General features: G+C 72.6%; 23 protein-coding genes. 21 read left to right on the top strand and 2 right to left on the bottom strand.

All coding sequences use genetic code 11. The annotated features are described in order from the left end of the window. Window positions 1-50: 50 nt before the first annotated feature. From AB0L00_RS21820 to AB0L00_RS21855, 8 genes are read left to right on the top strand one after another with little or no spacing between them, the layout of a single operon-like run. Window positions 51-1,430 (top strand): extracellular solute-binding protein, encoded by a 1,380-nt coding sequence (locus tag AB0L00_RS21820; RefSeq protein ID WP_364436969.1) that lies wholly within the window; start codon window positions 51-53, stop codon window positions 1,428-1,430. Window positions 1,431-1,434: 4 nt separating this feature from the next. Next, window positions 1,435-2,394, top strand: a complete 960-nt coding sequence (locus tag AB0L00_RS21825; protein WP_364436972.1) for a sugar ABC transporter permease — start codon at window positions 1,435-1,437, stop codon at window positions 2,392-2,394. Beyond that, window positions 2,391-3,287 (top strand): carbohydrate ABC transporter permease, encoded by an 897-nt coding sequence (locus tag AB0L00_RS21830; protein WP_364436975.1) that lies wholly within the window; start codon window positions 2,391-2,393, stop codon window positions 3,285-3,287. Before AB0L00_RS21825 ends, AB0L00_RS21830 begins: the two co-directional genes overlap by 4 nt. A 43-nt stretch (window positions 3,288-3,330) precedes the next feature. After that, window positions 3,331-4,188, top strand: a complete 858-nt coding sequence (locus AB0L00_RS21835; protein ID WP_364436978.1) for an NAD(P)-dependent oxidoreductase — start codon at window positions 3,331-3,333, stop codon at window positions 4,186-4,188. Continuing rightward, window positions 4,185-4,853: a ThuA domain-containing protein gene (locus tag AB0L00_RS21840; protein WP_364436981.1), complete on the top strand. Its 669-nt coding sequence runs from the start codon at window positions 4,185-4,187 to the stop codon at window positions 4,851-4,853. The genes AB0L00_RS21835 and AB0L00_RS21840 overlap by 4 nt, the downstream gene beginning before the upstream one ends. Next, on the top strand, window positions 4,838-5,938 hold the full coding sequence (locus AB0L00_RS21845) for a Gfo/Idh/MocA family oxidoreductase (protein WP_364436984.1): 1,101 nt from the start codon (window positions 4,838-4,840) through the stop codon (window positions 5,936-5,938). The genes AB0L00_RS21840 and AB0L00_RS21845 overlap by 16 nt, the downstream gene beginning before the upstream one ends. Window positions 5,939-5,948: 10 nt before the next feature. Further along, window positions 5,949-7,115: a Gfo/Idh/MocA family oxidoreductase gene (locus AB0L00_RS21850; protein ID WP_364436987.1), complete on the top strand. Its 1,167-nt coding sequence runs from the start codon at window positions 5,949-5,951 to the stop codon at window positions 7,113-7,115. 19 nt (window positions 7,116-7,134) lie between these two features. Continuing rightward, window positions 7,135-8,142, top strand: coding sequence for a sugar phosphate isomerase/epimerase family protein (locus AB0L00_RS21855; RefSeq protein WP_364436990.1), 1,008 nt, complete (start codon window positions 7,135-7,137; stop codon window positions 8,140-8,142). 25 nt (window positions 8,143-8,167) lie between these two features. Here AB0L00_RS21855 and AB0L00_RS21860 read toward each other — a convergent pair whose 3' ends face one another. Further along, window positions 8,168-9,250 carry a lactonase family protein gene (locus tag AB0L00_RS21860; RefSeq protein WP_364436993.1) on the bottom strand — a complete coding sequence of 361 codons (1,083 nt, stop codon included), beginning with the start codon at window positions 9,248-9,250 and terminating at the stop codon, window positions 8,168-8,170. A 106-nt stretch (window positions 9,251-9,356) separates the two neighbouring features. On the opposite strand from AB0L00_RS21860, the gene hypF reads away from it, so the two are divergent. Further along, complete coding sequence (gene hypF, locus AB0L00_RS21865; protein ID WP_364436996.1) at window positions 9,357-11,612, top strand: carbamoyltransferase HypF; 2,256 nt, start codon at window positions 9,357-9,359, stop codon at window positions 11,610-11,612. Between the two features lie 6 nt (window positions 11,613-11,618). Here the strand turns inward: hypF and AB0L00_RS21870 are convergent, their stop codons facing one another. After that, window positions 11,619-13,142 carry a PucR family transcriptional regulator ligand-binding domain-containing protein gene (locus AB0L00_RS21870; RefSeq protein ID WP_364436999.1) on the bottom strand — a complete coding sequence of 508 codons (1,524 nt, stop codon included), beginning with the start codon at window positions 13,140-13,142 and terminating at the stop codon, window positions 11,619-11,621. 172 nt (window positions 13,143-13,314) lie between these two features. Between AB0L00_RS21870 and uraD the strand changes: the two genes are divergently transcribed. The 12 genes from uraD to AB0L00_RS21930 all read left to right on the top strand — a co-directional run bounded on the left by uraD (window position 13,315) and on the right by AB0L00_RS21930 (window position 24,341). Continuing rightward, a complete protein-coding gene (gene uraD / locus AB0L00_RS21875; protein WP_364437002.1) occupies window positions 13,315-13,803 on the top strand; it encodes a 2-oxo-4-hydroxy-4-carboxy-5-ureidoimidazoline decarboxylase in 489 nt (162 codons plus the stop codon). A gap of 3 nt (window positions 13,804-13,806) precedes the next feature. Further along, window positions 13,807-14,118 (top strand): hydroxyisourate hydrolase, encoded by a 312-nt coding sequence (gene uraH, locus AB0L00_RS21880; RefSeq protein ID WP_364437004.1) that lies wholly within the window; start codon window positions 13,807-13,809, stop codon window positions 14,116-14,118. Beyond that, a complete protein-coding gene (gene pucL, locus AB0L00_RS21885; RefSeq protein WP_364437338.1) occupies window positions 14,115-15,002 on the top strand; it encodes a factor-independent urate hydroxylase in 888 nt (295 codons plus the stop codon). Before uraH ends, pucL begins: the two co-directional genes overlap by 4 nt. Window positions 15,003-15,005: 3 nt before the next feature. Next, entirely contained in the window at window positions 15,006-15,875 is an 870-nt protein-coding gene (locus tag AB0L00_RS21890; RefSeq protein WP_364437007.1) for an FAD binding domain-containing protein, read from the top strand. Beyond that, window positions 15,866-16,339: a (2Fe-2S)-binding protein gene (locus AB0L00_RS21895; protein ID WP_364437010.1), complete on the top strand. Its 474-nt coding sequence runs from the start codon at window positions 15,866-15,868 to the stop codon at window positions 16,337-16,339. Before AB0L00_RS21890 ends, AB0L00_RS21895 begins: the two co-directional genes overlap by 10 nt. Next, a complete protein-coding gene (locus AB0L00_RS21900; protein WP_364437012.1) occupies window positions 16,336-17,694 on the top strand; it encodes an 8-oxoguanine deaminase in 1,359 nt (452 codons plus the stop codon). Before AB0L00_RS21895 ends, AB0L00_RS21900 begins: the two co-directional genes overlap by 4 nt. Continuing rightward, entirely contained in the window at window positions 17,691-19,991 is a 2,301-nt protein-coding gene (locus AB0L00_RS21905) for a molybdopterin cofactor-binding domain-containing protein (protein ID WP_364437015.1), read from the top strand. The genes AB0L00_RS21900 and AB0L00_RS21905 overlap by 4 nt, the downstream gene beginning before the upstream one ends. After that, window positions 19,982-20,362, top strand: coding sequence for a gamma-glutamylcyclotransferase (locus tag AB0L00_RS21910; RefSeq protein ID WP_364437018.1), 381 nt, complete (start codon window positions 19,982-19,984; stop codon window positions 20,360-20,362). Before AB0L00_RS21905 ends, AB0L00_RS21910 begins: the two co-directional genes overlap by 10 nt. Next, window positions 20,359-21,663 carry an allantoinase AllB gene (allB, locus tag AB0L00_RS21915; RefSeq protein WP_364437021.1) on the top strand — a complete coding sequence of 435 codons (1,305 nt, stop codon included), beginning with the start codon at window positions 20,359-20,361 and terminating at the stop codon, window positions 21,661-21,663. The genes AB0L00_RS21910 and allB overlap by 4 nt, the downstream gene beginning before the upstream one ends. A 3-nt stretch (window positions 21,664-21,666) precedes the next feature. Beyond that, entirely contained in the window at window positions 21,667-22,695 is a 1,029-nt protein-coding gene (alc, locus tag AB0L00_RS21920; protein ID WP_364437024.1) for an allantoicase, read from the top strand. A 135-nt stretch (window positions 22,696-22,830) separates the two neighbouring features. Further along, entirely contained in the window at window positions 22,831-23,493 is a 663-nt protein-coding gene (locus AB0L00_RS21925; RefSeq protein WP_364437026.1) for a hypothetical protein, read from the top strand. A gap of 158 nt (window positions 23,494-23,651) precedes the next feature. Beyond that, window positions 23,652-24,341 (top strand): YcnI family protein, encoded by a 690-nt coding sequence (locus AB0L00_RS21930; RefSeq protein ID WP_364437029.1) that lies wholly within the window; start codon window positions 23,652-23,654, stop codon window positions 24,339-24,341. Window positions 24,342-24,433: the final 92 nt, after the last annotated feature.

A 24,433-nucleotide genomic window follows, 5' to 3' on the forward strand; every position in this document is an offset into this window, starting at 1 on the left:
CGAGGGACTTTCGGGGCGACCTTCGTACGGCAGTGATGCAAGGAGGACGCGTGGGCACAGGGCTGCGTACAAGCAGAAGACGAGTCGTACACGCGGTCGCGGCGGTCGCGACGCTGCTGGCGGCCACCGCCGGCTGCGGCGGTGGCGGCGGCACCGGCGGCGGCAAGACGTTGACGATGTGGACGTTCAAGCAGACTCACGTCAAGGCACTGGAGGCCGCCGCCGCGGGCTTCAAGGCGAATACCGGCATCACGGTCAAGATCACCGCGTACACGCCGGACGACACGTTCACCAGCAAGGTGCAGAGCGCGGCGGCCGCCCACAACCTCGCGGACGTGCTGGAAGTGCATGCTGCCGGTGAGGACCGCGTCTTCGGCGCCGCCGGAATCCTGACCGACCTCGCGCCGAGCGTGGACGCCGGCTGGAAGGGCCAGTACCTCAACGGCACGGCCGACGCCGGTCTCATCACCGACTCGGTCTATCAGGCCTCCCAGAAGCCGAAGTCGCCCTGGAAGGGCATCAAGAAGGGCCAGGTGTTCGACGTCCCGTTCACTGCGGGCACGTTCGGGATCGTCTTTGCCAACAAGAGCAAGCTGCGAGCGGCCGGGATCGATCCGACGAAGCCGCCGAAGACCTGGGAGGAGCTGATCTCCTGGATCAAGGCGACCCACGACAAGGACCCGGCCGCCGGCGGAATCACCCTGGGCCTGAAGTCCACCTCCACCGGATTCGACTGGGCACTGCAGCCGCTCACCTACGCCTATTTGGGCAAGCCCGCGTACCAGGCGCTGTTCGGCCAGGACCGCTCCAAGGCGTGGGGGAGTCCGAACGGGCAGCGCGCGCTCACCTTGTACGACGAGATCACGCCGTACTGGACGGCCGGCAGCCAGACACTCGGGATCGATGACGCCGACCAGGCCTTCGCCCAGGGCAAGTCGGCCTTCGACATCGGCGGCACCTTCACCCTGGCCTCGATCAAGCAGGACGGCATGGACCCCGGCAACATCGTGTCCTTCGGGCTGCCCGCCGCGCAGGACAGCACGGTGAAGGATTTCAAGCTCGCCCCCATCGCGCTGACCGGCCTGGGGATCTCCGCGCAGAGCAAGAACCAGAAGGCCGCGCTGCAGTGGGTCAGGTATCTGGCCGGCAAGGAGCAGGCCGGGGCGTTCGCGCAGGCCTCGCTCGACCTGCCCGCCACGGACCTGGGAGCCGACGCGAGCAGGCTCGTCGGCAAGGATCTGAGCTCGCTGGAGGCCGTGTTCGGCACCGGTGACAACGCCTACGACGCGAGTGACAGCACCTTCTCGAGCTCGTCCTGGGACATCGAGAAGGCCGGCGACCTGCTGGTCAAGATGTCACCGCTGAAGGAACTCAGCCCGGCCACGCTCAACACCCAACTGGGCACGTACGCCGCCAGCACGTGGAAGTGACACTGTGACGCCGCGCAAGACCTCCGGCGGAAACCGGCCGGCCTCGTCCGCCGCCCTCATCCGGGGGCGCCGCGTACGGGAAGCCGTCACCGGCTACGCGTTCGTGCTGCCGGCCCTGGCCCTGTTCGCCCTCATGGGCGTCTACACGGTCGGCTACGGCCTCGCGCTCAGCTTCGCCCGCTGGAACGGATTCAGCCCGACCTGGACCTGGGTCGGCTTCGGCAACTACCTCGACCTGCTCTACCGCGATCCCGCCCATGCCCCGGCGGTCCACAGCGCCGCGGTCCACACCCTCGTCGTGGTCATCGCGGTACCGCTGCTGACGGTCGCCGTCGGTTTCTCGCTGGCGGTCGCGCTCAACCGCATCACGTTCCTGCGATCGGCGTTCCGCACCGTCTTCTTCCTGCCCTACGTCACGACCGGCATCGCGGTGTACTACGCCTGGACGTACGTGCTGCAGCCGGACGGGTCGCTCAACTACATCCTCAGGCACCTGGGGCTGGGCACCCTTTCACAGCCCCAGGGATTCCTCGGAAACCCGACGACGGCCCTGCCCACCCTGATCGTGGTGATGTCGTGGGGGGCGATCCCGGTCGCGATGCTCCTGTACCTGACCGGCCTGCAGGCGATCGACCCCTCGATCATCGACGCGGCGCACACGGACGGTGCCGGGAACCTCCGCACCGCGACGGCGATCATCTGGCCACTGCTGCGTCCCATCACGGCGGCAGTGGTGATGCTCAACATGCGCGACGCGCTGCAGGGCTTCCAGATCTTCCTCGTCATGACCTTCGGCGGGCCCGGCGGGCACACCAACGTGCTGGGTCTGGAGACGTACAAACTCGCCTTCTTCTCCAACCTGACCCCCACGCTCGGCCTGTCCAGTGCCTTGGGCTGGATGCTGTTCGTCGCGGCCCTGTTGCTGGCGGGGATCAATGTTCGCGTACTACGGAGGCGCACATGACCGCCCCCACCCTCTCCGCCGACCGGACCGCTCCCTCGGCCGACGCGGTCCGGACCTCGTCCACCCGCCGCGGTGTGCGCTTCTCCGCTCGGACGGTGACGTACCTGCTGTTGCTGGTGTACGCGGTCGTCAGCGTGTACCCGTTCCTCTGGATGGCCTCCGCGGCGTTCAAGAACGGCAAGGAGATCCGCCTCAGCGGCCATCTGGTCCCGCACCACCCGTCGCTGTCGACGCTCGGCCACACCTGGACCGAGCTGCACTTCCTCCGGTACTTCGGCAACAGCCTGGAGGTGACCGCCTTCACCACGATCGGGGTGCTGGTGATCTACTCCCTGGCCGGCTACGCCTTCGGCGTGCTGCGATTTCCCGGCCGCAGAGCCCTCTACGGCCTCTTCATCGCGCTGTTGTTCGTGCCCGGCGTCACCGTGCAGTTGCCGATCGTCCTCCTGCAGAGCAAGCTCGGCCTGCTCGGCACCCACCTCGGGATCATCCTGCCGTTCATCAACGGTACGGCGCCGCTGTCGATCCTCCTGCTGACCAACAGCTTCCGCGGTGTGCCGCGGGAACTGAGGGAGTCGGCGCGGTGCGACGGCGCGGGGGAGTTGCGCACGTTCTGGTCGATCTACCTGCCGTGCTGCCGGCCGGCGCTGATCACCATCGCGGTGCTGACAGCGATCCCCACCTGGAACGAGTACGTCCTGACCCGCGTCTCCCTCAACAACCCGTCCACCTACACCTTGCCGATCGCCCTGCAGAGTCTGAATTCGACCACGTCTCCGCAGCAGAACGTGCTCATGGCCGCGTCACTGATCATCGTGGTGCCGGTCATCATCCTCTTCGTCCTGCTCCAGCGGTACTTCGTCAACGGGCTGCAGGGCGCGGTGAAGGGGTGAATCCCGCGCGTCGGGGCGGTTCTCAATCGGGGAGAGAGTCCAGTTGAAGATCTTGGTAACCGGTGCCGCCGGAATGCTCGGGCGCGAGGTGGTGGTCCGGCTGGTCGCCGACGGGCACAGCGTCCGTGCGCACGACCGCGTGGCGGTGACGGATCAGGCCGAGGAGGCCGACGAGGTGATCGTCGGCGACCTGCGGGACGACGCGCATCTAGCGGAGGTGTTGAGCGGGGTGGACGCCGTGGTCCACGCCGCGGCGCTGCCATCGCCGTTGAGCGACACGGAAGACCGCGTCTTCACCAACAACGTCGAGTCGGCCTACCACGTGCTCGATGCGGCCGGCCGTTCCAGGATCGGCCGGATCGTCAACGTCTCCAGCCTGTCCGCGATCGGGCTGGCGTGGGCGCGGCGTCCCGTCTCGCCGGAGTCCGCGCCGGTCACCGAGGCCCATCAGTACGTCGGCGAAGACGTCTACGGCCTGTCCAAATACGTGGGTGAGCTCATTGCCGCGACGGTGAGCCGGCGCTGGGGGACCACGGTGGCGAGCCTGCGTTTCCCTTTTCTGGGTACGGGCGAGCGGCTTCGGCATCACCTCGCGCGGGTGCACGCCGATCCCGGCGCCGACGCCGCCACGCTCTGGGGCTGGCTGGACACCCGCGACGCGGCCGGTGCGGTGGCCGCGGCGCTGACCCGCCCGTTGCACGGTCATGTCCTGATCAACGTCGCCGCTCCGGACACCACCGCGCTCGTCCCGACCGCCGAACTGCTGCGCCGCTACCACCCGGCCACGCGGGTCGACGCCCCGCTCGACGGTTTCGAGGTTCCCTTCTCCACCCGGCGCAGCCGTGAACTGCTCGGCTTCACACCGGTCCACGCCTGGCGTACGACGAAAGGCACAGCATGACCCCATCCACCGACAAGACGGCGCTCGTGGTGCGAGGCGGCTGGGACGGCCACTTCCCCGTCGAGGCGAGCGACCGGTACGCGAAGGTACTCGAGCGAGAGGGATACGACGTGACAACGTCCGAGACCCTCGACAGCTATCTCGACGCCGACCTGCTGCGGAACACCGACCTGATCGTCCAGTGCTGGACGATGGGCACGATCACCGGCGAGCAGGTCGCCGGGCTGTCCGCCGCGGTCCGCGCCGGCACCGGATTCGCCGGCTGGCACGGGGGCGTCATCGACGCCTTCCGTGACTCGACCGCCTACCAGCTCATCACCGGCGGGCAGTTCGTTCACCATCCGAGGGGTTTCGTCGAATACGAGGTGCGCCCGGTTCCGGGGAAGGAGGAGCACCCCGTCACCGCCGGACTCGAAGCCTTCACGGTGTGCACCGAGCAGTACTACGTCCATACCGATCCCACGATCGACGTGCTCGCGGTCACCGACTTCGTCGACGACCCGGACCTGCCCGGCGCGGCGGGCACCACGGTGCCGGTCGCCTGGACCAGGCGGTGGGGAGCGGGGCGGGTATTCGTCACCACGCTCGGCCACGCGCCGGCCGATCTCGAGGTGCGGCAGACCCACGCGATGGTCACCAGGGGGCTGACGTGGGCGACTCGCTGAGGCTGGGGCTGGTCGGAGTCGGCCAGATCAGCGGTGCGTACCTGAAGACGCTGCCGCGCCTGACCAACGTCACGCTGACGACGGTCGCCGATCTCGACGGTTCCCGTGCCGCGGCCGTGGCCGCGCGGCTGCCCGACGTCCGGGCTGTCACCCCGGAAGAGCTCTACGCGGCGGACGACGTCGATCTCGTCCTCAACCTGACGATCCCGCGGGCGCACGCAGAGGTCGCCCACGCGGCGATCGCCGCGGGCAAGCATGTCTACGGCGAGAAGCCCCTGGCCGCGACCACCGAGGAGGCACGCACGATCCTCACGGCCGCGGCCGAGGCGGGCGTCGCCGTCGGCTGCGCGCCCGACACGGTGCTGGGCACCGGCGTCCAGACCGCGCGGGCGAGCCTCGACGCCGGCGACATAGGCAGAGCCGTCGCGGCGACCGCCTTCATGGTCACTCCCGGGCACGAACGCTGGCATCCCGCCCCGGAGTTCTACTACGAGCCGGGCGGCGGTCCTCTCCTGGACATGGGGCCGTACTACCTCACGGCGCTGGTCAGCCTGCTCGGCCCGGTACGGCGGGTCGTCGGCATGTCCGCCACCCCGCGTGCGACGCGCGTCATCGGCAGCGGACCCCGCGAGGGCACCCGCTTTCCCGTCCAGGTGGCCACCCACGTCACCGGTGTCCTCGAGCACGACGACGGCGTCCTGTCGACGCTGATGATGAGCTTCGACGTCTGGGGCGCGCAGCTGCCGCGGATCGAGGTCTACGGCACCGGGGGAAGCCTGTCGGTGCCCGACCCGAACGGCTTCGACGGTACGGTGCGGATCTTCGAGGCGGGCCGGTCGGAATGGACCGACGTACCCGAGAACGGCGGCTACCGCGGCGCGGCCCGCGGCTACGGCCTGGCCGACATGGCGCGTGCCATCGCCGAGGGCACCCCCCACCGGGCCAACGGCGAGCTCGCCTACCACGTCCTCGACGTCATCGAGTCGCTCCTCGCATCGGCCGACGCCGGTGCCGCCGTCGAGGTGGGCAGCACGTGCGCCCGCCCGGCGCCGGTCGCCGCAGGTGTCCGTCCCGAACAGGCGTGAGGGGAATATCGTGAAACCTCCACTGAGAGTCGGCATGGTCGGGTACGCCTTCATGGGCGCGGCGCACTCTCATGCCTGGCGCACCGCCGGCCGCTTCTTCGATCTTCCCGCCGCCGTCGAGATGACCGCTCTCTGCGGCAGGTCCGAGGAACGCGTGCGCGCCGCGGCGGAGCGCTACGGCTGGGCGTCCTACGAGACCGACTGGCGGGCGCTCGTGGCCCGCGAGGACATCGACGTCGTGGACATCTGCACCCCCGGCGACAGTCACGCCCCGATCGCCATCGCCGCCCTGGAAGCGGGCAAGCACGTCCTCTGCGAGAAGCCGCTCGCCAACACGGTGGCCGAAGCGGAGGCGATGGCGGCCGCGGCCGAGAACGCCACCGGGAGCTCGATGGTCGGGTTCAACTATCGGCGGGTCCCCGCCCTGGCGCTGGCGCGGCGGCTGATCGCCGCCGGGCGACTCGGCGACATCCGCCAGGTGCGCACCCAGTACCTCCAGGACTGGCTGGTCGACCCGGACTTCCCGCTCGTCTGGCGGCTGCGCGAGGAGCATGCGGGCTCCGGGGCGCTGGGCGATCTGGGCGCGCACAGCATCGACCTCGCCCAGTACCTCACCGGCCGGCCCATCACCAGCGTCGGCGCGTTGCTGACGACGTTCGTCGCCGAGCGTCCGCTGCCGGCCGGGTCGAGCGGGCTGTCGGCGACGGGCGGCGCCGGACGCGGCGAGGTCACCGTGGACGACGCGGCGCTGTTCACGGCGCGTTTCGGCGGCGGTGTGGTCGGCGTGTTCGAGGCGACGCGCTTCGCGGGCGGCCGTAAGAACGCCATGCGGATCGAGGTCAACGGATCCACCGGAAGCATCGCCTTCGACGTCGAGTCGATGAACGAGCTGGCGTTCTACGACGGTACCGAGGACGCCGGCACCGCCGGGTTCCGGCGCGTCCTGGTGACCGAGCCCACCCACCCGTACATGGACGCCTGGTGGCCTCCCGGCCACCTCATCGGCTACGAGCACACCTTCACCCATCAGGTCCGGGACTTCGTGACGGCGGTCGCCACCGGAACCGATCCGCGGCCGTCGTTCGCCGACGGCCTCCAGGTGCAGCGCGTCCTCGCGGCCGTCAAGGCGAGCGCGGAGGCATCCGGCGTTCACACCCCCGTCACCGAGTCCCGCTGACGCACCTCAGGAGGCTGCCATGCCCCGACCGATCACCCTGTTCACCGGTCAGTTCGCCGATCTGCCGTTCGCCGAAGTCTGCCGGCTCGCCGCCCAGTGGGGGTATGACGGGCTGGAGATCGCCTGCTGGGGCGACCACTTCGACGTCGAAGCGGCACTTCGCGACGACGAGTACATCTCCCGGCTACGGGAGACCCTCGACCGGCACGGCCTGCGTGTCTGGACGATATCCTGCCATCTCACGAGCCAGGCGGTGTGCGACTCGATCATCGACGAGCGCCACCGGCGCATCCTGCCCGATCGCGTGTGGGGCGACGGGCGGCCGGAAGGCGTGCGGCAGCGCGCAGCCGAGGAGATCAAGAACACCGCCCGCGCCGCGGCCCGGCTCGGGGTGCGTACCGTCGTTGGATTCACCGGTTCGTCGATCTGGCACACGGTGGCGATGTTCCCGCCGGTGCCCGCCGAGATGGTCGAGCGCGGATTCGCCGACTTCGCCGAGCGCTGGAACCCGATCCTCGACGTCTTCGACGAGGTCGGCGTCCGCTACGCGCACGAGGTGCACCCTGGCGAGATCGCCTACGACTACTGGACCACCGTACGCGCGCTCGACGCGGTCGGCCGCCGGCCGGCGTTCGGCCTGAACTTCGACCCCAGCCACTTCGTGTGGCAGGACCTGGACCCCGTCGGCTTCCTCTACGACTTCCGTGACCGCGTCTACCACGTCGACTGCAAGGAGTCCGTGAAACGGTTCGACGGGCGCAACGGACGCCTCGCCTCCCATCTGCCCTGGGGCGACCCCCGCCGCGGCTGGGACTTCGTCTCCACCGGCCACGGCGACGTCCCGTGGGAGGCCTGTTTCCGCATGCTCAACAGCATCGGCTACGACGGCCCGATCTCCGTCGAATGGGAGGACGCGGGCATGGACCGCCTGGTCGGGGCCGCCGACGCCCTCGCCTACGTTCGCGCACTCACCGCGATCGAGCCTCCTGCCGCATCGTTCGACGCCGCGTTCAGCTCCGCCACGTGATCGGCTCGTGCCAGGCGCCCCGGGATCAGTGACCTTCGAGCTCCCGGGGCGCGACCGCGACACAGGTGGGCGTGGACACCGGGTAGTGCGCCGCGAGTGACGGCGCGCCGCTCGCCGGGTCGACGGTGAACGCGGTCACGAGATCGCTGTTCTGGTTGGCCACATAGAGCCACCGTCCGGCCAGCGCGAACTGCCGTGGCCACGCTCCACCGCTCGGCCACTCGCCCACCGGGCGCAGGCCGTCCGGCTTCGTGGCGAACACGCTGATCCGGTCGGTGCCCCGGTTCGCCAGGTACAGGAAACGACCGTCGTCCGACAGGCCGAGATGCGAGGGGAGGTTGCCGTCGGCCGCGGCGATCGTCGCGGGCACGGTGCCGATGACACGCGGGCCGTCCGCCGTCTCACTCAGAGTGATCAGCGCCGACGCCAGTTCGCCCACCACGTACGCGCACGGCAGCGACGGGTGGTGGATCAGCTGGCGTGGTCCGAACCCCGGCGGCAGCGACAGGCACCCGACCTGTTCGAGCCGGTCGGCGGCCGACAGCCGGTAGGTGCGGACCTCGTCGGTGCCCAGATCCACCGCGCTCACCGAGTCGCCGGCCCGATGCGGCACGGCCATGTGCACGTGCGGGGCCTCCTGGCGCTCCAGGTCCGGTCCGTGACCGCGGTGGCGCACCAGGTCCACCCGCTCGACCAGCCGGCCCGCGTCGTTCAGTCCGAAGACGGCGAGGCTGCCCCCGCCGTAGTTGGCGCACAACAGGAACCGCCGGTCCGGCGTCAGCGCCAGATGACACGGCGTCGCGCCGCCGCTCGGCAGGACGCCCATCGGCCGCAACCGGCCGTCCGGCTCGGCGCGCAGCGCGGTGACCGCGCCCTCGGTGAGCTCGTTGGCGGCGTAGAGCACGGGCAGAGTGGGATGCCATACCAGGTAGGACGGCGCCGGCACGGCGACCGAGCCCGTCGGCTCGAGAGTCCCGTCCCGGGGGTCCTGCCAGAACGTCGTGATGCCGATCCCGCGCCCGCCGGCCTCCTTCGTGTACGAGCCGACGCACACCAGCCGGCCGGTACGGGATCGAGTGTGGTGCGGCAACGGCTCCGTCCTCTTCATCGGCGGCATTCGTAGATCGTCGCAGACGACACCGGGCGATCTGCCGGGCGACCCGCCTTCCCGTAGGAGAGGGGACTCGCCGGCCCCGGATGGGAGAATCGGAGGAGTGCGGGTTCGGACCGGTGTCAGGGTCGAGGGCGTCGTGCAGGGGGTCGGGTTCCGGCCGTTCGTGCACGGTCTGGCCACGACTCTCGGTCTGGCCGGGCTCGTGGGAAACGACGCGGGCGGCGTGTTCATCGAGGTCGAGGGGGAGGACGACGCCGTCGATCGGTTCCTTCGCGGGCTGCGCGCCCCGCCGCCGCTGGCCGTGATCGAGCGGATCACGACCCGGCCGCTCCCGGCGGAGGGCGGCGGCGGATTCGCGATCGTCGGGAGCGACACGGGCGGCCGGCGCAGCGCGCTGGTGTCCTTCGACTCCGCGACCTGCCCCGCGTGCCTGCGGGAGCTGCGGGACCCCGCGGACCGGCGCCACGGCTACCCGTTCGTCAACTGCACCGGCTGCGGGCCGCGGTTCACGATCGTGACGGACGTGCCGTACGACCGGCCGAACACCACGATGGCCGGGTTCGCCATGTGCGCCGACTGCGCCGCCGAGTACCACGACCCGGCCGACCGCCGGTTCCACGCCCAGCCGGTGTGCTGCCCGGCCTGCGGGCCGCGGCTCGTCCTGCGGGACCGCGAGGGGCGCGAGCGGGCGGGCGATCCGATCGAGGAGGCACACGGGCTGCTCCGGCGCGGCGGGATCGTCGCGGTGAAGGGCCTGGGCGGCTACCACCTCGCCGCCACGGCCGCGGACCGGACCGCGGTCGCGGCCCTGCGGGCCCGCAAGCACCGGGAGGACAAGCCGTTCGCGGTGATGGCCCCCGACCTGCCGTCGGTGCGCCTCCTCGCGGACCTGGAGCCCGCCGAGGAGACGTTGCTGACGAGCGCCGCCCGGCCGATCGTGCTGCTGCGGCGGAGGGCCGGCGCGCCGCTGGCCGAGGCCGTCGCTCCCGGCAACCGGTCGATCGGCGTGATGTTGCCGTACACGCCGCTGCATCACCTGCTGGTGTCGGAGCCGTTGGTGCTGACGAGCGGGAACGTCTCCGACGAGCCGATCGCCTACCGTGACGAGGACGCCCTCACCCGCCTGCGGGACATCGCCGACGCCTTTCTGACCCACGACCGGCCGATCCACGTGCGCACCGACGACTCGGTGGTCCGGGTCTTCCGGGGGAGGGAACTGCCGGTGCGCCGGTCCCGCGGCTACGTGCCGCGGCCGCTGCCGGTGCCCGCGGGCGGTCCGGCGGTGCTGGCCTGCGGGGCGGAGCTGAAGAACACCTTCTGCCTCGCCGAGGGCGGGCGCGCCTTCGTCTCGCACCACATCGGCGACCTCGAGAACTATGAGACGCTGCGAGCGTTCCGCGAGGGCGTCGGGCACTTCGAGCGCCTCTTCGACATCGCGCCCGCCGTGCTCGCACACGATCTGCACCCGGAGTACCTGTCCACCAAGTACGCCGTGGAACGGGCCGAGGAGCGGGAACTGCCGCTGATCGGTGTGCAGCACCACCACGCGCACATCGCCGCCTGCCTGGCCGACAACGAGCACCCTGGACCGGTGATCGGGGTCGCCTTCGACGGCACCGGGTACGGCGCGGACGGCACGCTGTGGGGCGGGGAGTTCCTCCTCGCCGACCTGACCGGTTTCCAGCGGGCCGGGCACCTGCGGCCGGTGCCGCTGCCGGGCGGCGCGACGGCGATCAGGGAGCCGTGGCGGATGGCCGCCGCGTACGGCGTGCCGGCCACGCTGGACGTCGCCCGGCGCAACGCCGCCACGTGGGATCAGGTCGTCGCGGTCGGCCGGGCCGGCCTGGGCGCGCCGCCGACGTCCAGCGTGGGCCGGCTCTTCGACGCGGTCGCCGCCGTGCTCGGCGTGCGCGATCGGATCAACTACGAGGGCCAGGCCGCCGTCGAACTCGAGCAGCGCGCCGACCCACGGGAGCGCTCGGCCTACCCGGTCCGGCTCGACGACGCCGGAGACGGCGGTCCGTCGTTCGTCGTGCCGGGGGCCGAACTCGTCCAGGCGGTCGTCGACGACCTGCTCGCCGGCACGCTCGTCCCGGCCATCGCCGGGCGGTTCCACAACGCGGTCGGCGACCTGGTGGTGGCCGGAGCCGTACGGCTGCGTGAGGCGACCGGCCTGACCACGGTCGCCCTGTCCGGCGGGGTGTTCCAGAACCTTCTGCTGCTGGAGCGCGCGGTCACCGGCCTGGAGGCCGCGGGCTTCGCCGTGCTGGTCCACCACCGTGTGCCGCCGAACGACGGCGGCATCAGCCTCGGTCAGGCCGCGGTCGCCCTCGCCCGCGAAATCACTCCAGCGTAGGTCGCGTCAGCGCAGACGGAGGGCGAGGAAGAAGTCGACGCGGTCCTCCAGGCGGGCGAGGTCGCGGCCGGTGAGCTCCTCGACGCGCTGGATGCGGTAGCGGACCGAGTTGACGTGCAGGTGCAACCGGGCGGCGCACCTGGTCCAGGAGCCCGACATCTGCAGGAAGGTCTCCAAGGTGGGGATCAGGTCGGCGTGGTGGGCCTCGTCGTAGGCGTGCAGCGGTCCGAGCAGGCGGTCGCGGAACGTGATGCGGGCGTCGTCGGGGACGCTCGCGAGCAGCAGCGCGTGCGTGGCCAGCGCGTCCGGGCCGACGACGCGGACCGGGCCGGTGCCGTCGGCGGCCAGCCTGCGGGCGTGGCGGGCCTCGGTGACGGCGCCGCGCAGCCCCTCCACGGTGGCCGGCTCGCCGACGCCGACCGCGATGCCCCCGCCGGTGAGGCCCGGGGCCAGGACCGAGAGGGCCCGCCGGACCTGCGCGGCGAGGTCGTGGTCGGGCCCGGCGGCCGGGACCAGGGCGACGACCTCGTCCTCGAGCAGGCCCACGGCGGACCCGGCGGGCAGGATCTCGCGGAACAGCCGGTGCAGCTCGGCCGGGCGCACCGTGTCCCGGGTGCCCGCGACGACGGCGACGAGCGTGGCGGCGGTGTCCAGCCCGGCGAGTTCGAGCCGGGGGAGGATCTCGGCGGCGGGGGCGCCGGCCAGGACGAGGCGGACCAGCTCCCGGGCCAGCCGGCTGGCGGCGTTCGAGCGTTCGCCGGAGCGGGTCCGTTCGATGGCGACGATGGCGGTCAGTTCGGCGGCCAGGGCCCGGCGCTCGGCGGGCCATTCGGTGCAGTCGCCCTCGCAGACGAGGATCCAGTCGGCGACCCGCGCGGTGCCGTCCGGGGACACGGCGAAAATCGAGAGGCCGGGGCCGGGCAGCACGGCCGGCAGCCGGGGCGCCGTGAGGAAGCCGCGGGTCAGGTCGGCGGGGGACAGCGAGCCCGGCAGCTCACCGGGGCCGGCGATCAGCCGGCCGGGCGGCGCCAGCACCCAGCACCGCATGCCGAGGTCGCGGCCGACCAGGTCGAGGAGGGGGCCGAGGCCGGCGCCCTCGGTGACGCCCGCCACCAGGGTGCGGTGGCGGCCCAGCACGGCGGTCAGGTCGGCGGCGCGGGCGGTGGACAGGCGCCGCATGACCTGTTCGGTCACGCTGGCGAAGGCGACGTCCTCCGGCACGCGGAACAGCGGCAGGCCGTGCCGGTCGCAGGCCTCGACGAGGTCGGCGGGGATGGTGGCGGCCTCGGCGTCCCAGGCGGCGAGCGCGGAGACCCGGGCCCGGGTCAGGGCCCGGACGAAGATCTCGGTGTCGGCGGGCCGCGTGCGCCACACGAGCCCGGACAGGACCAGCTCGCCGCCGCGCAGGTAGCGGCCGGGGTCCTTCAGGTCGGTCGTGACCACCCAGCGGATCGTCCGGTCCAGCTCGTCGTGCCCGGTGATCAGTTCCAGCCGCAGATCCGGGATGGCCAGCAAGGTTCGCAGCCGCACGACCCGGCTCCCTTCATCGTCGATCGCTGGGCACCCGGCGGGAACGCCGGCGGCCGAGACTGGAGGAACCTACAGAAGACCATGAAACCGGACGATTCTGCTTCGGAGGTCCTGCGTCTCGACCTACCCAGACCGCGGTGTGTGTACTGGCCGGAACGGGAGAGGAGACATGGTGGGAGCGGAGCGATGGATCCCCCGGGAGGCGGACCTGCTGACCTGCTGCGCCTCCCGCCGTTGGGCCCGTACGGTCGCGGCCGGACGGCACGGCGATCCGGCCGCGCTGCGCGCCGCCTCCGCCCGTGCCCTGGCCGAGCTGGACTGGGAGGACGTCATGGAGGCACTGGCCGCCCACCCCCGGATCGGGGACCGCGTGGCCGGGTCCGGGCAGGAGGCCCGGTGGTCCCGCGACGAGCAGTCCGGGATGGACACCGCGGCCGAGGACGTCCGGCGGGCACTGGCCGAAGGCAACCTCGCGTACGAGAAGCGCTTCGGCCACGTCTTCCTGGCCTGCGCCACCGGGTGCCGCGCCGCCGAACTGCTCGCCGCCCTGCGGGCCCGCCTGGGCAACGACATCGGGACCGAACGCCGGGTCGTCCGCGCCGAACTGTCGAAGATCGTCGATCTCCGCCTCGCCAGGTTGGTCACGGAAGAAGGGCGCTGAGGGATGTCCCTGTCCACTCACGTACTCGACGCCCAGGTCGGACGGCCGGCCGCGGGCGTGCCGGTGCGGCTGGAGAGCCGCGCGCCCGACGGGTCCTGGCAGCCGGTGGCCGCGGGCCGTACGGACGCCGACGGCCGGCTCGGGGACTGGCCGGCCCCGGGCGCGGGCGTCCACCGGCTGATCTTCGAGACCGAGGAGATCTCCGCGTTCTATCCCGAGGTGACGGTGGCGTTCCGGATCACCGAGCCTGAGCGGCACCACCACATCCCTCTCCTGCTCAGCCCGTTCGCCTACTCCACGTACCGGGGGAGCTGACGATGCTGCTGGGCCCGAACCGGTACGGCAAGGCCGAGACCCGCGTCGTGCGGATCACCAGGGACGGCGATCTGCACGGCATCAAGGACTGCAACGTCGGCGTCGCCCTGTCCGGCGACATGGCGGCGGCCCACCTGGCCGGCGACAACGCGGCGGTGCTGCCGACGGACAGCCAGAAGAACACCGTCTTCGCCTTCGCCCGCAAGTACGGCATCGCCGAGATCGAGGAGTTCGCGCTGCTGCTGGCGCGGCACTTCGTCGACTCGCGGCCGAGCGTCCACCGCGCGCGGGTCGCGGTCGAGGAGTACTTCTGGGACCGGATCCCGGGCGAGGACGGCACCGCCGGTACGGGACACTCCTTCGTCCGCTCCGGCCGCGAGACCCGCACCTGCGTCGTCCACTACGACGGACCGTCGCGGCGGGTCACGGTCGTGTCCGGCCTGACGGGGCTGACCGTCCTGAACTCCACCGGCTCGGAGTTCCACGGCTTCGCCGAGGACGAGTTCACGACGCTCGCGCCGACGCGCGACCGCGTCCTCGCCACCGAGGTCCGCGCCGCGTGGCGGCACCGAGCCGAGCACGACGGGTACGCCGCGTCGTACGCGCGGGCGCGCCGGGCGCTGCTGGCGGCCTTCGCCGGGACGCACAGCCTTTCTCTGCAGCAGACGCTGTACGCGATGGGCTGCCGGGTACTGGAGGAGTGCGGGGAGATCTGCGAGATCCGCCTGTCGATGCCGAACAAGCACCACTTCACGGTCGACCTGGCGCCTTTCGGCCTCGACAACCCGCAGGAGGTGTTCTTCGCCGCCGACCGCCCGTACGGCCTGATCGAGGGCGCGGTCCTCGCCGAGGACGCCCCCGACACCGGATTCGCCTGGGAGTAGCGGATGGACTTCCTACACCCCACGACCTGGGAAGAGGCGCTCGCCGCCAAGGCCGAGCACCCGGACGCCCTGCCGATCCAGGGCGGCACCGACGTCATGGTCGAGCTGAACTTCGACCTGCGCCGCCCGCCGGCGCTGCTGGACCTGGGACCGGTCCGCGAGCTCGCCCGCTGGGAGACGCTGCCCGACGGGACCGTCCGCGTCGGGGCGGGGGTGTCGTACGCCCGGCTGATCACCGAGCTGGGCGACCGGCTGCCCGGCCTGGCCCAGGCGGCCCGTACGGTGGGCTCCCCGCAGATCCGGACGCGGGGCACGGCCGGCGGCAACCTCGGCGCGGCCTCGCCGGCCGGTGACGCGCATCCGCCGCTGCTGGCGACGGACGCGGTCTACGAGGTCGAGTCGGCGGCGCGCGGCGTCCGGCTGATCCCGGCCACCGAGTTCTACCTCGGCGTGAAGCGCAACGCGCTCGAGCCCGACGAGCTGATCCGCGCCTTCCGGACGACGCCGGCCGTGGGCCCGCAGTACTTCTCCAAGATCGGCACCCGCAACGCCATGGTGATCGCGGTCTGCTCGTTCGCCGTCGCGCTGTTCCCGGCCGAACGGCGGGTCGGCACCGGGCTGGGCTCCGCCGCTCCGACGCCGCGCCGCGCGTACGCGGCCGAGGAGTTCCTGGCCGCCGAGGCGGACTGGGACGCCGACCTGGACGACGCGGTGGCCGAGCGCTTCGGCGAGCTGGTCCGGACGGCCGCGAGCCCGATCGACGACGTGCGCGGCACCGCCGAGTACCGCCGGCACGCGCTCGGCGTGCTGGCGCGCCGGGCGCTGACCTGGGCGTGGCACGACCATCGGAGAGGAGCCCGCGAATGCGCGTGACGTTCACCGTCAACGGCCGGGAACAGGTCGCCGACGACGTGTGGGAGGGCGAGAGCCTGCTGTTCGTCCTGCGCGAGCGCCTCGGCCTGCTCGGCGCGAAGAACGCCTGCGAGCAGGGCGAGTGCGGCTCCTGCACGGTCTACCTCGACGGCCTGCCGGTCTGCGCGTGCCTCGTCGCGGCCGGGCAGGCCCAGGGCCGCGAGGTCCGGACGGTCGAGGGCCTGGCCGGCCCGGACGGGCTCGCGCCCGTCCAGCGGGCGTTCGCCGAGTGCGGCGCCGTGCAGTGCGGCTTCTGCACGCCCGGCCTGCTCGTGCAGGCCGACGACCTGATCACGCGGGTGCCCGAGCCCTCCGACGCGGAGATCCGCGAGGCGCTCGCGGGCAACCTGTGCCGCTGCACGGGGTACGAGAAGATCCTGGACGCCGTACGACGTGCGGCCGAGCTGAAGGCCGCGACCCGATGATCGTCATCGACCACGCCTACCTCGCGCCGGTGGTCGGCGCGGAGATCCCGGACGGCCACGTGGTCATCGACGGAGACCGGATCACCGCGATCGGCCCCGGTCCGGCGCCCGCACTCCCCGGCACGGAGCGGGTGGAGCGGATCGACGCGCGCGGCTGCCTGGTCACGCCGGGCCTGGTGAACACCCATCACCACCTCTACCAGTGGGCCTCGCAGGGCATGGCCGCGGACGACACGCTCTTCGACTGGCTGGTCACCCTCTACCGGCCCTGGGCGAAGATGGACGCCGAGGTCGTCGGCGGGGCGGCCGCCGCCGGGCTCGGCTGGCTGGCCCGGTCGGGCGCCACGACCGTCGCCGACCACCACTACATCTTCCCGAAGGACCGCGGCGACCTGCTCGCCGCCGAGATCGACGCCGCCCGCCGGGTGGGCCTGCGGTTCCACCCCTCCCGGGGCTCGATGGACCGGGGAGAGTCGGACGGCGGGCTGCCGCCGGACGAGGTGGTCGAGACGCTCGACGACATCCTCGACGCTACCGCCGCCGCGATCGACGCCCACCACGACGACTCGTTCTCCTCCATGCTGCGGATCGCGGTCGCCCCGTGCTCGCCGTTCTCCGTCAGCGAGGACCTGCTGGTCGAGTCGGCCAAGCTGGCACGCGCCAAGGGCGTGCGGCTGCACACCCACCTCGCCGAGACGCTCGACGAGGAGGAGTACTGCCAAGAGCGGTTCGGCCGGACCCCGGTCGAGTACATGGAGCGGGTCGGCTGGCTCGGCGGCGACGTGTGGTTCGCGCACACGGTCCACCTGAGCGACTCCGACATCGCCGCGCTGGCCGGCGCGGGCACCGGCACGGCGCACTGCCCCAGCTCGAACGCGCGGCTCGGCTCGGGCATCGCCCGCGTCCGCGACCTGCTCCGCGCGGGCGTCCCGGTCGGCCTGGGCGTGGACGGTCCGGCGTCGGCCGAGATGGTCCCGCTGATCGGCGAGCTGCGGCAGGCCGTGTACCTGCAGCGGGCCAGGTACGGCCCGAGCGCGCTGACCGCCCGGCAGGCCCTGGAGCTCGCCACCCTCGGCGGCGCCCGTCTCCTGGGCCGGGCGGAGGAGATCGGCTCGCTCGAGGCCGGCAAGCTCGCCGACATCGCCGTCTGGCGGGTCGACGGCTTCCACGCGGCCGTCGAGGATCCCCTGGTCGCGCTCGTCCACGGGCAGGCCCCGCCGCTGGCCAGGCTGCTCGTGGGCGGCCGGACGGTGGTGGAGGACGACGTGCTCGTCTCCGCGCCGCAGGACGAGATCGGCCGGGCCGGCGCCGACGCGCACCGCCGCCTGATGGAGCTGGCGAAGGAGGTCCTGTGACGACGTCGGCCGCGCGCGGGAACGTCGTCGCCCCGGGCCGGGGCGGGGTGGGCGACAGCGCGCTCCGGCCCGACGGGACGCTCAAGGTCACCGGCGAGTTCGCGTACGCCTCCGACCTGTGGATCGACGGCACGCTGTTCGGCGCGACGCTGCGCAGCCCGTACGCGCGGGCCAGGATCCGCGCCATCGACCTCGGTTCCGCCCTCGCCGTGCCCGGCGTCGAAGCGGTCCTCACACACGAGGACGTGCCGGGCACGAAGGTGTACGGGCTGGACCACGCCGACCAGCCCGTGCTCGCCATCGGCGAGGTCCGGTACCAGGGCGAGCCGATCGCGATCGTCGCGGCCGACCACCCGGAGACGGCCCGCCGCGCCCTGGAGCGGATCAGGATCGACTGGGAGGTCCTCGAGCCGATCACCGACGCGCGCGCCGTCGTCGCCGACCCGGACGGCCGCAAGGTGCAGGAGCGCGGAGGCGTCGTTCGCCACCAGCCGGTCCGCGTCGGGGACGTCGCCGCCGCCCGCGCGCGGGCTGAGGTCGTCGTCTCCGGCGAGTTCTCCGTCGGCATCCAGGACCAGGCGTTCCTCGGGCCGGAGTCCGGCCTGGCAGTCCCGGCCGAGGACGGCGGGCTCGACCTGTTCGTGGCCACCCAGTGGCTGCATCAGGACCTACGGCAGATCGCCCCGTGCCTCGGGCTGCCCCAGGAGAAGGTCCGGATGACGCTGGCCGGGGTGGGCGGGGCGTTCGGCGGCCGCGAGGACCTGTCGATGCAGATCCACGCGGGCATGCTGGCGCTGCGCACCGGCCGGCCGGTCAGGATCGTCTACAACCGGTACGAGTCGTTCTTCGGCCACGTGCACCGGCATCCGGCGCTGATGCGCTACGAGTACGGCGCGACCCGCGACGGCCGGATCGGCTACGCCACCGCCGAGATCGTCCTCGACGGCGGCGCCTACACCTCCTCCACGCCCAACGTCGTGGCGAACGCCGCCTCGCTCGGCCTCGGCCCGTACGAGATCCCGAACCTCGAGATCGACGCGTATGGTGTCTACACCAACAACCCGCCGTGCGGCGCGATGCGCGGGTTCGGGGCGGTGCAGGCGTGCTTCGCCTACGAGTCGATGATGGACCGGCTGGGCGCGGCCTGCGGGCTCGGCCCCGTGGAGATCCGCCGGATCAACGCCGCGGGCCAGGGGTCGAAGCTGGCCACCGGCCAGGTCATCGACTCGCCGGCCCCTCTGGCCGAGATGCTCACCCGGCTGGCGGCGATGCCGATGCCGGCCGGGCCGGACCGCACCGACCTGCGGAACCTGCCGGGCGGCGTCTCCCAGACCACCCACGGCGAAGGCGTCGTCCGCGGCGTCGGCTACGGCGTGGGCATCAAGAACATCTGCTTCTCCGAGGGCTTCGACGACTACTCCACCGCCCGCGTACGGCTGGAGGTCGCCGGCGGCGAGCCCGCGGTGGTCGTGCACACCGCCGCCGCGGAGGTCGGCCAGGGACTGGTCACGCTGCAGGCGCAGATCGCCCGGACCGAGCTGGGCGTCGACCGGGTCACCGTCGCCCCGGCCGACGACCGGGTCGGCGACGCCGGGTCGTCCTCCGCCTCGCGCCAGTCGTACATGACCGGCGGCGCGGTGCGGGCGGCCTGCGCGGCGGTCCGCGCGGAGGTCCTCGCCCTCGCCCGGACCCGGCTCGGCACCGACGGCGACCTGTCGCTGGCCGGCGGGAAGGTCGTGTCGGCGTCGGCGGGCGCGGTCGCCGCGATCGCCGACGTCCTCGGCGACCGGGCCGTCGAGCAGACCCGTGAGTACCGGCACCGGCCCACCGTCCCGATGGACCCGGTCACCGGGCAGGGCGACACCCACGTCCAGCTCGCGCTCTGCGTACACCGCGCCGTGGTCGACGTCGACGTCGAGCTGGGCCTCGTCAAGGTCGTCGAGCTGGCCGCCGTCCAGGACGTCGGCAAGATCATGAACCGGCTCTCGCTGGAGGGCCAGATCCACGGCGGCACGGCGCAGGGCCTCGGGCTCGCGCTGATGGAGGAGATCGTCGTCCAGGACGGTCTCGTCCGGAACCCGTCCTTCACCGACTACCTCATCCCCACCATCCTCGACATGCCGCCGATGCGGCTGGACATCCTCGAGAGCCCCGACCCGCACGCGCCGTACGGCCTGCGCGGCGCCGGCGAACCGCCCACCCTCTCCTCGACGCCCGCCATCGTCGCGGCCGTCCGCGACGCCACCGGCCGCCCGCTGAACCGGGTACCGATCCGACCGGAGCACATATGCCGCTGATGTTCCTGAACGGCGGGGGGATGCGCGGCGGACCGCTGCACCACCTCCTCGACGGCGCCCCGATGGTCGCCGCGACGACGACCGCGCCCCGGTACCGCCTCTACTCGGTCGCCGACCGGTTCCCCGCGCTTCTCCCGGTCGCGCACGGCGGCGCCCCCGTCACCGGCGAGGTCTACGACGTGGCCCTCGACGTCCTGCGCGACCGGCTGCTGCCCGCCGAGCCGCCCGAACTGGAACTGGGCGTGATCGAGCTCGCCGACGGCACGTCGTCCCTCGCCATGGTGCTGCGGCGCCCGCCCACGTCCTTTCCGCAGCTGCTCGACATCACCGACCACGGCGGCTGGGCCGCCTACCGGCGAACCGCCCCATGAGCGGCTACGACCTGGTCGTACGCTCGCGGCGCACGGTCCTCCCGGACGGGGAACGGCCCGCGGCCGTGGCCGTACGGGACGGGCGGATCGCCGCCGTCACCGGCCACGACGACGCTCCGCCGGCCGGTACCCGAGTGGACCTGGGCGAGGTCGCGCTGCTCCCCGGCCTCGTCGACACCCACGTCCACGTGAACGAACCGGGCCGTACGGAGTGGGAGGGCTTCGCCACCGCGACCCGCGCGGCGGCGGCGGGCGGGGTCACCACGATCGTGGACATGCCGCTCAACTCGCTCCCGCCGGTGACCACCGCCGCCGCGCTGGCCGTCAAGAGAGAGGCGGCCGCCGGCCGGTGCCGCACGGACGTCGGCTTCTGGGGCGGCGCGATCCCCGGCAACACGCCGGAACTGCGGGCCCTGCACGGCCTCGGGGTGTTCGGCTTCAAGTGCTTCACCGCCGACTCCGGCGTGCCCGAGTTCCCGCCGCTGTCGTACGAGGAGATGGAGGAGGCGTTCACCGAGATCGCCTCCTTCGACGGGCTGGTCATCGTGCACGCCGAGGACCCCGGGTCCCTGTCCGTCCCGGTCGGCGGGGCGTACGACGCGTTCCTGGCCTCGCGGCCGCCGAGCGCGGAGCAGAAGGCGATCGAGCAGGTGATCCGGCTCGCCGAGGCGACGGGCGTACGGGCCCACATCCTGCACCTGTCGGCCGCCGACGGCGTCGAACCCCTCAGCCGGGCACGGGCCAGGGGAGTGCGGGTGAGCGCCGAGACCTGCCCGCACTACCTGACCCTGTCGGCGGCGGACGTACGGCCCGGCGCCACGCGGCTCAAGTGCTGCCCGCCCATCCGTGACGCCGCCAATCGGGACGGGCTCTGGCGCGCGCTCGCCGCCGGCGCGATCGACTGCGTCGTGTCGGACCACTCGCCGTGCCCGCCCGAGCTGAAGCGCGGCGGCTTCGACGAGGCCTGGGGCGGGATCTCCTCTCTGCAACTCGGTCTGCCCGCCGTCTGGACCGAGGCGCGCGGGCGCGGTCACGCGCTGGCGGACGTCGTGCGGTGGATGTCGGCCGCGCCCGCCGCGCTGGCGGGCGTCACCGGCAAGGGCGCGATCGAGGTCGGGAACGACGCCGACCTGGTCGCCTTCGCCGCGGACGAGACGTTCACCGTCGACCCGGCGGCACTGCGCACGCGCCACCGCCTCACCCCGTACGAGGGCCGCGAGCTGACCGGTGTCGTACGGGCCACCTGGCTGCGCGGCGAGGTCGTCGACGACACGCCGCGCGGGCGCCTCCTGAGGAGGTGACGGGTGGCCGACTTCACCGCGCTGCCCGATCTGGCGGTCCGGAGCCTCGGCGGCTCCGTGCCGGCTGCGAGCGACGAGTCCTTCGCGGAGCGGGAGAACCTGATCAATCCCTGGGCGGCCGAGCACCGGGCGGCGACCTTCGGGCGCAAGGGTCAGGTGTACGACGGCTGGGAGACGGCCCGGCGGCGGCCGTCGGCGCTCGGCCTGGCGGTCGACGACCGCGGCCACGACTGGGCGCTCATCCGGCTCGGGCTGCCGGGCCTGATCCGGGGCGTCGTCGTCGACACCGCCTGGTTCCGGGGGAACTTCCCGCCGTACGCGTCCGTCGAGGCCTGCGCGGCCGAGGGGTACCCGTCGGTCACGGAACTGGCCGCCCAGGACTGGACGGAGATCGTGCCGCGCAGCCCGCTGCGCGGGGACGCGCGACACCGCTTCCCGGTCGAGGCGGCGCGGCGGTTCACCCACGTCCGGCTGAACATCTTCCCGGACGGCGGCGTCGCGCGGCTCCGGGTCCACGGCGAGGTGATCCCGGATCCGCGGCTGCTCACCGGCCTCACGGTGGACCTGGCCGCCCTGGAGAACGGCGCGCGGGTCACCGGCTGCTCGAACCTGTTCTACTCCCGGCCGGAGAACATCCTGGCCCCCGGCCTGCCGCGCGACCAGGCCGAGGGCTGGGAGACCGCGCGCCGGCGCGACGACGGCAACGACTGGGTGGTGGTGGAGCTGGCCGCCCCGGGTGTGCCCAGGCTCGTCGAGATCGACACGACGCACCTGAAGTTCAACGCTCCGGGCTGGGTCGCGCTCTCCGGCCAGGACGCCCGGACGTCAGGGGAGTGGACGCCGGTGCTGCCGCCGACGAGGATCCAGCCGGACGGCCGTCACCGTTTCCGGCTGCCTCCTGCCCCCGAGCTGACGCACGTCCGATTGGACATCTACCCCGATGGGGGCATCGGCCGGCTCCGCGTCTGGGGCGACCTGACCGAGGACGGCGAGCGGGCCCTTCACGACCGCTGGAATGCCTTCGCCGATTGACCCTCGGAGACTCGATTCCATCGACGAACGCGGCCGGCCCGGATCGGCATCGGCCCGAGAAGATCACCGGGCTGGGTCGGCGGAGCCGCGCGGTGTAGTCTCCCGGTACTACATGTCGTAGTTGTTGGTGAGGTCATGCGTCCGCCGGGCTGGTTCCGCTTGATACGCGCCGCGGTTTTCGCCGTGGTGTGCGGCGTGCTGTCCCTGGTCGGGCATGACCTGATGACCTCCCGCCCGGCACCGGCGTGGGCGGGCCTGACCGCCGTCGCGGCGGTGACCGCGGTCGGCTACCACCTGGCCGACCGGCGCCGGTCCGCGTGGTGGATCCTGCTGGCGGTCGAGGCCGCTCAGCTGTGCCTGCACGAGTGGTTCGCCTGGACCACTTCCGCCGATCCCGGCCCGACGCCCGCGCACCTGGCCATGACCACGCACGGCGGCATGCACACCGCTATGAACTCCGGTGCGGCCGTGTCGATGAACCACGGTTCCGGAGCGTCCGGCCTGGGCATGGCCGGGGCGCACGCGCTCGCCGGCGCGCTGGTCGCGCTGTGGCTGTACGCGGGGGAGCGGGCCGCCTGGCGGGTGCTGGCCGTACTCGCCGAGGCGGTGCTCGGCCGCGCCCTGCGCGTCCTTCTCCTGCTGGCGTGCGTCGATCTCGCGGCCTCACGGCGGCTCACCGGGGTGCGGCGTCGGTGGGGCGCGGACCAGACGCCCCCGGCCGTGGCCGCGTTGCGGCACTCTCTGGTCCGGCGCGGCCCTCCTCGGGGCAGCGGCGGCGTTCTCCGCGCCGCCAGGTGATTCACGGCTCCTCGCCGCACGCTCACCCAGGTCGTTTCGCGCCCTGAACCCGGTCCCCGCCCACGCGCGGCCGGGGCGCTTCGCGATGCCTCGTGGGGCGAGGAACGGGCCGTGGTCACCAGCACGTCGTTCGCCCGCCCTTCCCCCGAGGAGTACCCATGTCCTTCCATGTCGCCAAGCGCCTGCTGACCGGCGTCGGTGTCGCCACGGCCGCCGTCGTGGCCCTGGCCGTGCCCGCGTCCGCGCATGTCACCATCAACCCGAGCACCGCCGAGCCGGGCGGTTACGGCGCGTTCAACATCCGGGTCCCCAATGAGGAGCCGGACGCCGACACCACGAAGGTGCAGTTGTATCTGCCCACCGACCACCCGATCGCGTCGGTGTCGGTGCAGCCGCTGCCCGGCTGGACGGCCGAGGTCACCAAGAGCCGCCTGCCCAAGCCGATCAAGGTCGAAGGCGGCGAGCTCACCGAGGCGGTCACCGCGATCACCTGGTCCGGCGGGAAGATCGAGCCCGGACAGTTCCAGCAGTTCTGGGTATCGATGGGGGCGCTGCCGACCGACACCCCGAAGCTGTATTTCAAGGCCCTGCAGACCTACACCGACCACAGCGGCAAGACCAGCGTCGTGCGCTGGATCGACCTGCCCACCGGTGGCCCCGAGCCGGAGCACCCGGCGCCGTCCCTCACCCTGGCCAAGGCGACCGCGCCGCAGGCGAAGCCGATCGTGAAGAAGACCGAGAACGGCACGGGGACCGCCCTGGGCGCCGCGGGCCTGGTCGCCGGCCTGCTCGCCCTCGGCGTCGCCATCGTCGCCCTGCGTCGATCCGGTAGGCCGACCGGCGCCTGAGGACTCCGCACATCCGCCCGGCGGCCAGGTCCGCCGGGCGGCGCTCCCGCATGCTCGCGTTCGCCTGCCCGCCGGTGTTCTGCGCACCGCCT

This window comes from Actinoallomurus sp. NPDC052308, from assembly GCF_040679195.1.
Lineage (GTDB): Bacteria > Actinomycetota > Actinomycetes > Streptosporangiales > Streptosporangiaceae > Actinoallomurus > Actinoallomurus liliacearum.

What these genes read in the sequence shown, in the direction of transcription:
- AB0L00_RS21830 (WP_364436975.1), top strand. Translation starts at nt 2,391, where the DNA reads ATGACCGCCCCCACCCTCTCCGCCGACCGGACCGCTCCCTCGGCCGAC.
- AB0L00_RS21840 (WP_364436981.1), top strand. Translation starts at nt 4,185, where the DNA reads ATGACCCCATCCACCGACAAGACGGCGCTCGTGGTGCGAGGCGGCTGG.
- AB0L00_RS21855 (WP_364436990.1), top strand. Translation starts at nt 7,135, where the DNA reads ATGCCCCGACCGATCACCCTGTTCACCGGTCAGTTCGCCGATCTGCCG.
- AB0L00_RS21860 (WP_364436993.1), bottom strand. Translation starts at nt 9,250, where the DNA reads ATGAAGAGGACGGAGCCGTTGCCGCACCACACTCGATCCCGTACCGGC.
- uraH (WP_364437004.1), top strand. Translation starts at nt 13,807, where the DNA reads ATGTCCCTGTCCACTCACGTACTCGACGCCCAGGTCGGACGGCCGGCC.
- AB0L00_RS21890 (WP_364437007.1), top strand. Translation starts at nt 15,006, where the DNA reads ATGGACTTCCTACACCCCACGACCTGGGAAGAGGCGCTCGCCGCCAAG.
- AB0L00_RS21895 (WP_364437010.1), top strand. Translation starts at nt 15,866, where the DNA reads ATGCGCGTGACGTTCACCGTCAACGGCCGGGAACAGGTCGCCGACGAC.
- AB0L00_RS21900 (WP_364437012.1), top strand. Translation starts at nt 16,336, where the DNA reads ATGATCGTCATCGACCACGCCTACCTCGCGCCGGTGGTCGGCGCGGAG.
- AB0L00_RS21910 (WP_364437018.1), top strand. Translation starts at nt 19,982, where the DNA reads ATGCCGCTGATGTTCCTGAACGGCGGGGGGATGCGCGGCGGACCGCTG.
- allB (WP_364437021.1), top strand. Translation starts at nt 20,359, where the DNA reads ATGAGCGGCTACGACCTGGTCGTACGCTCGCGGCGCACGGTCCTCCCG.
- AB0L00_RS21925 (WP_364437026.1), top strand. Translation starts at nt 22,831, where the DNA reads ATGCGTCCGCCGGGCTGGTTCCGCTTGATACGCGCCGCGGTTTTCGCC.
- AB0L00_RS21930 (WP_364437029.1), top strand. Translation starts at nt 23,652, where the DNA reads ATGTCCTTCCATGTCGCCAAGCGCCTGCTGACCGGCGTCGGTGTCGCC.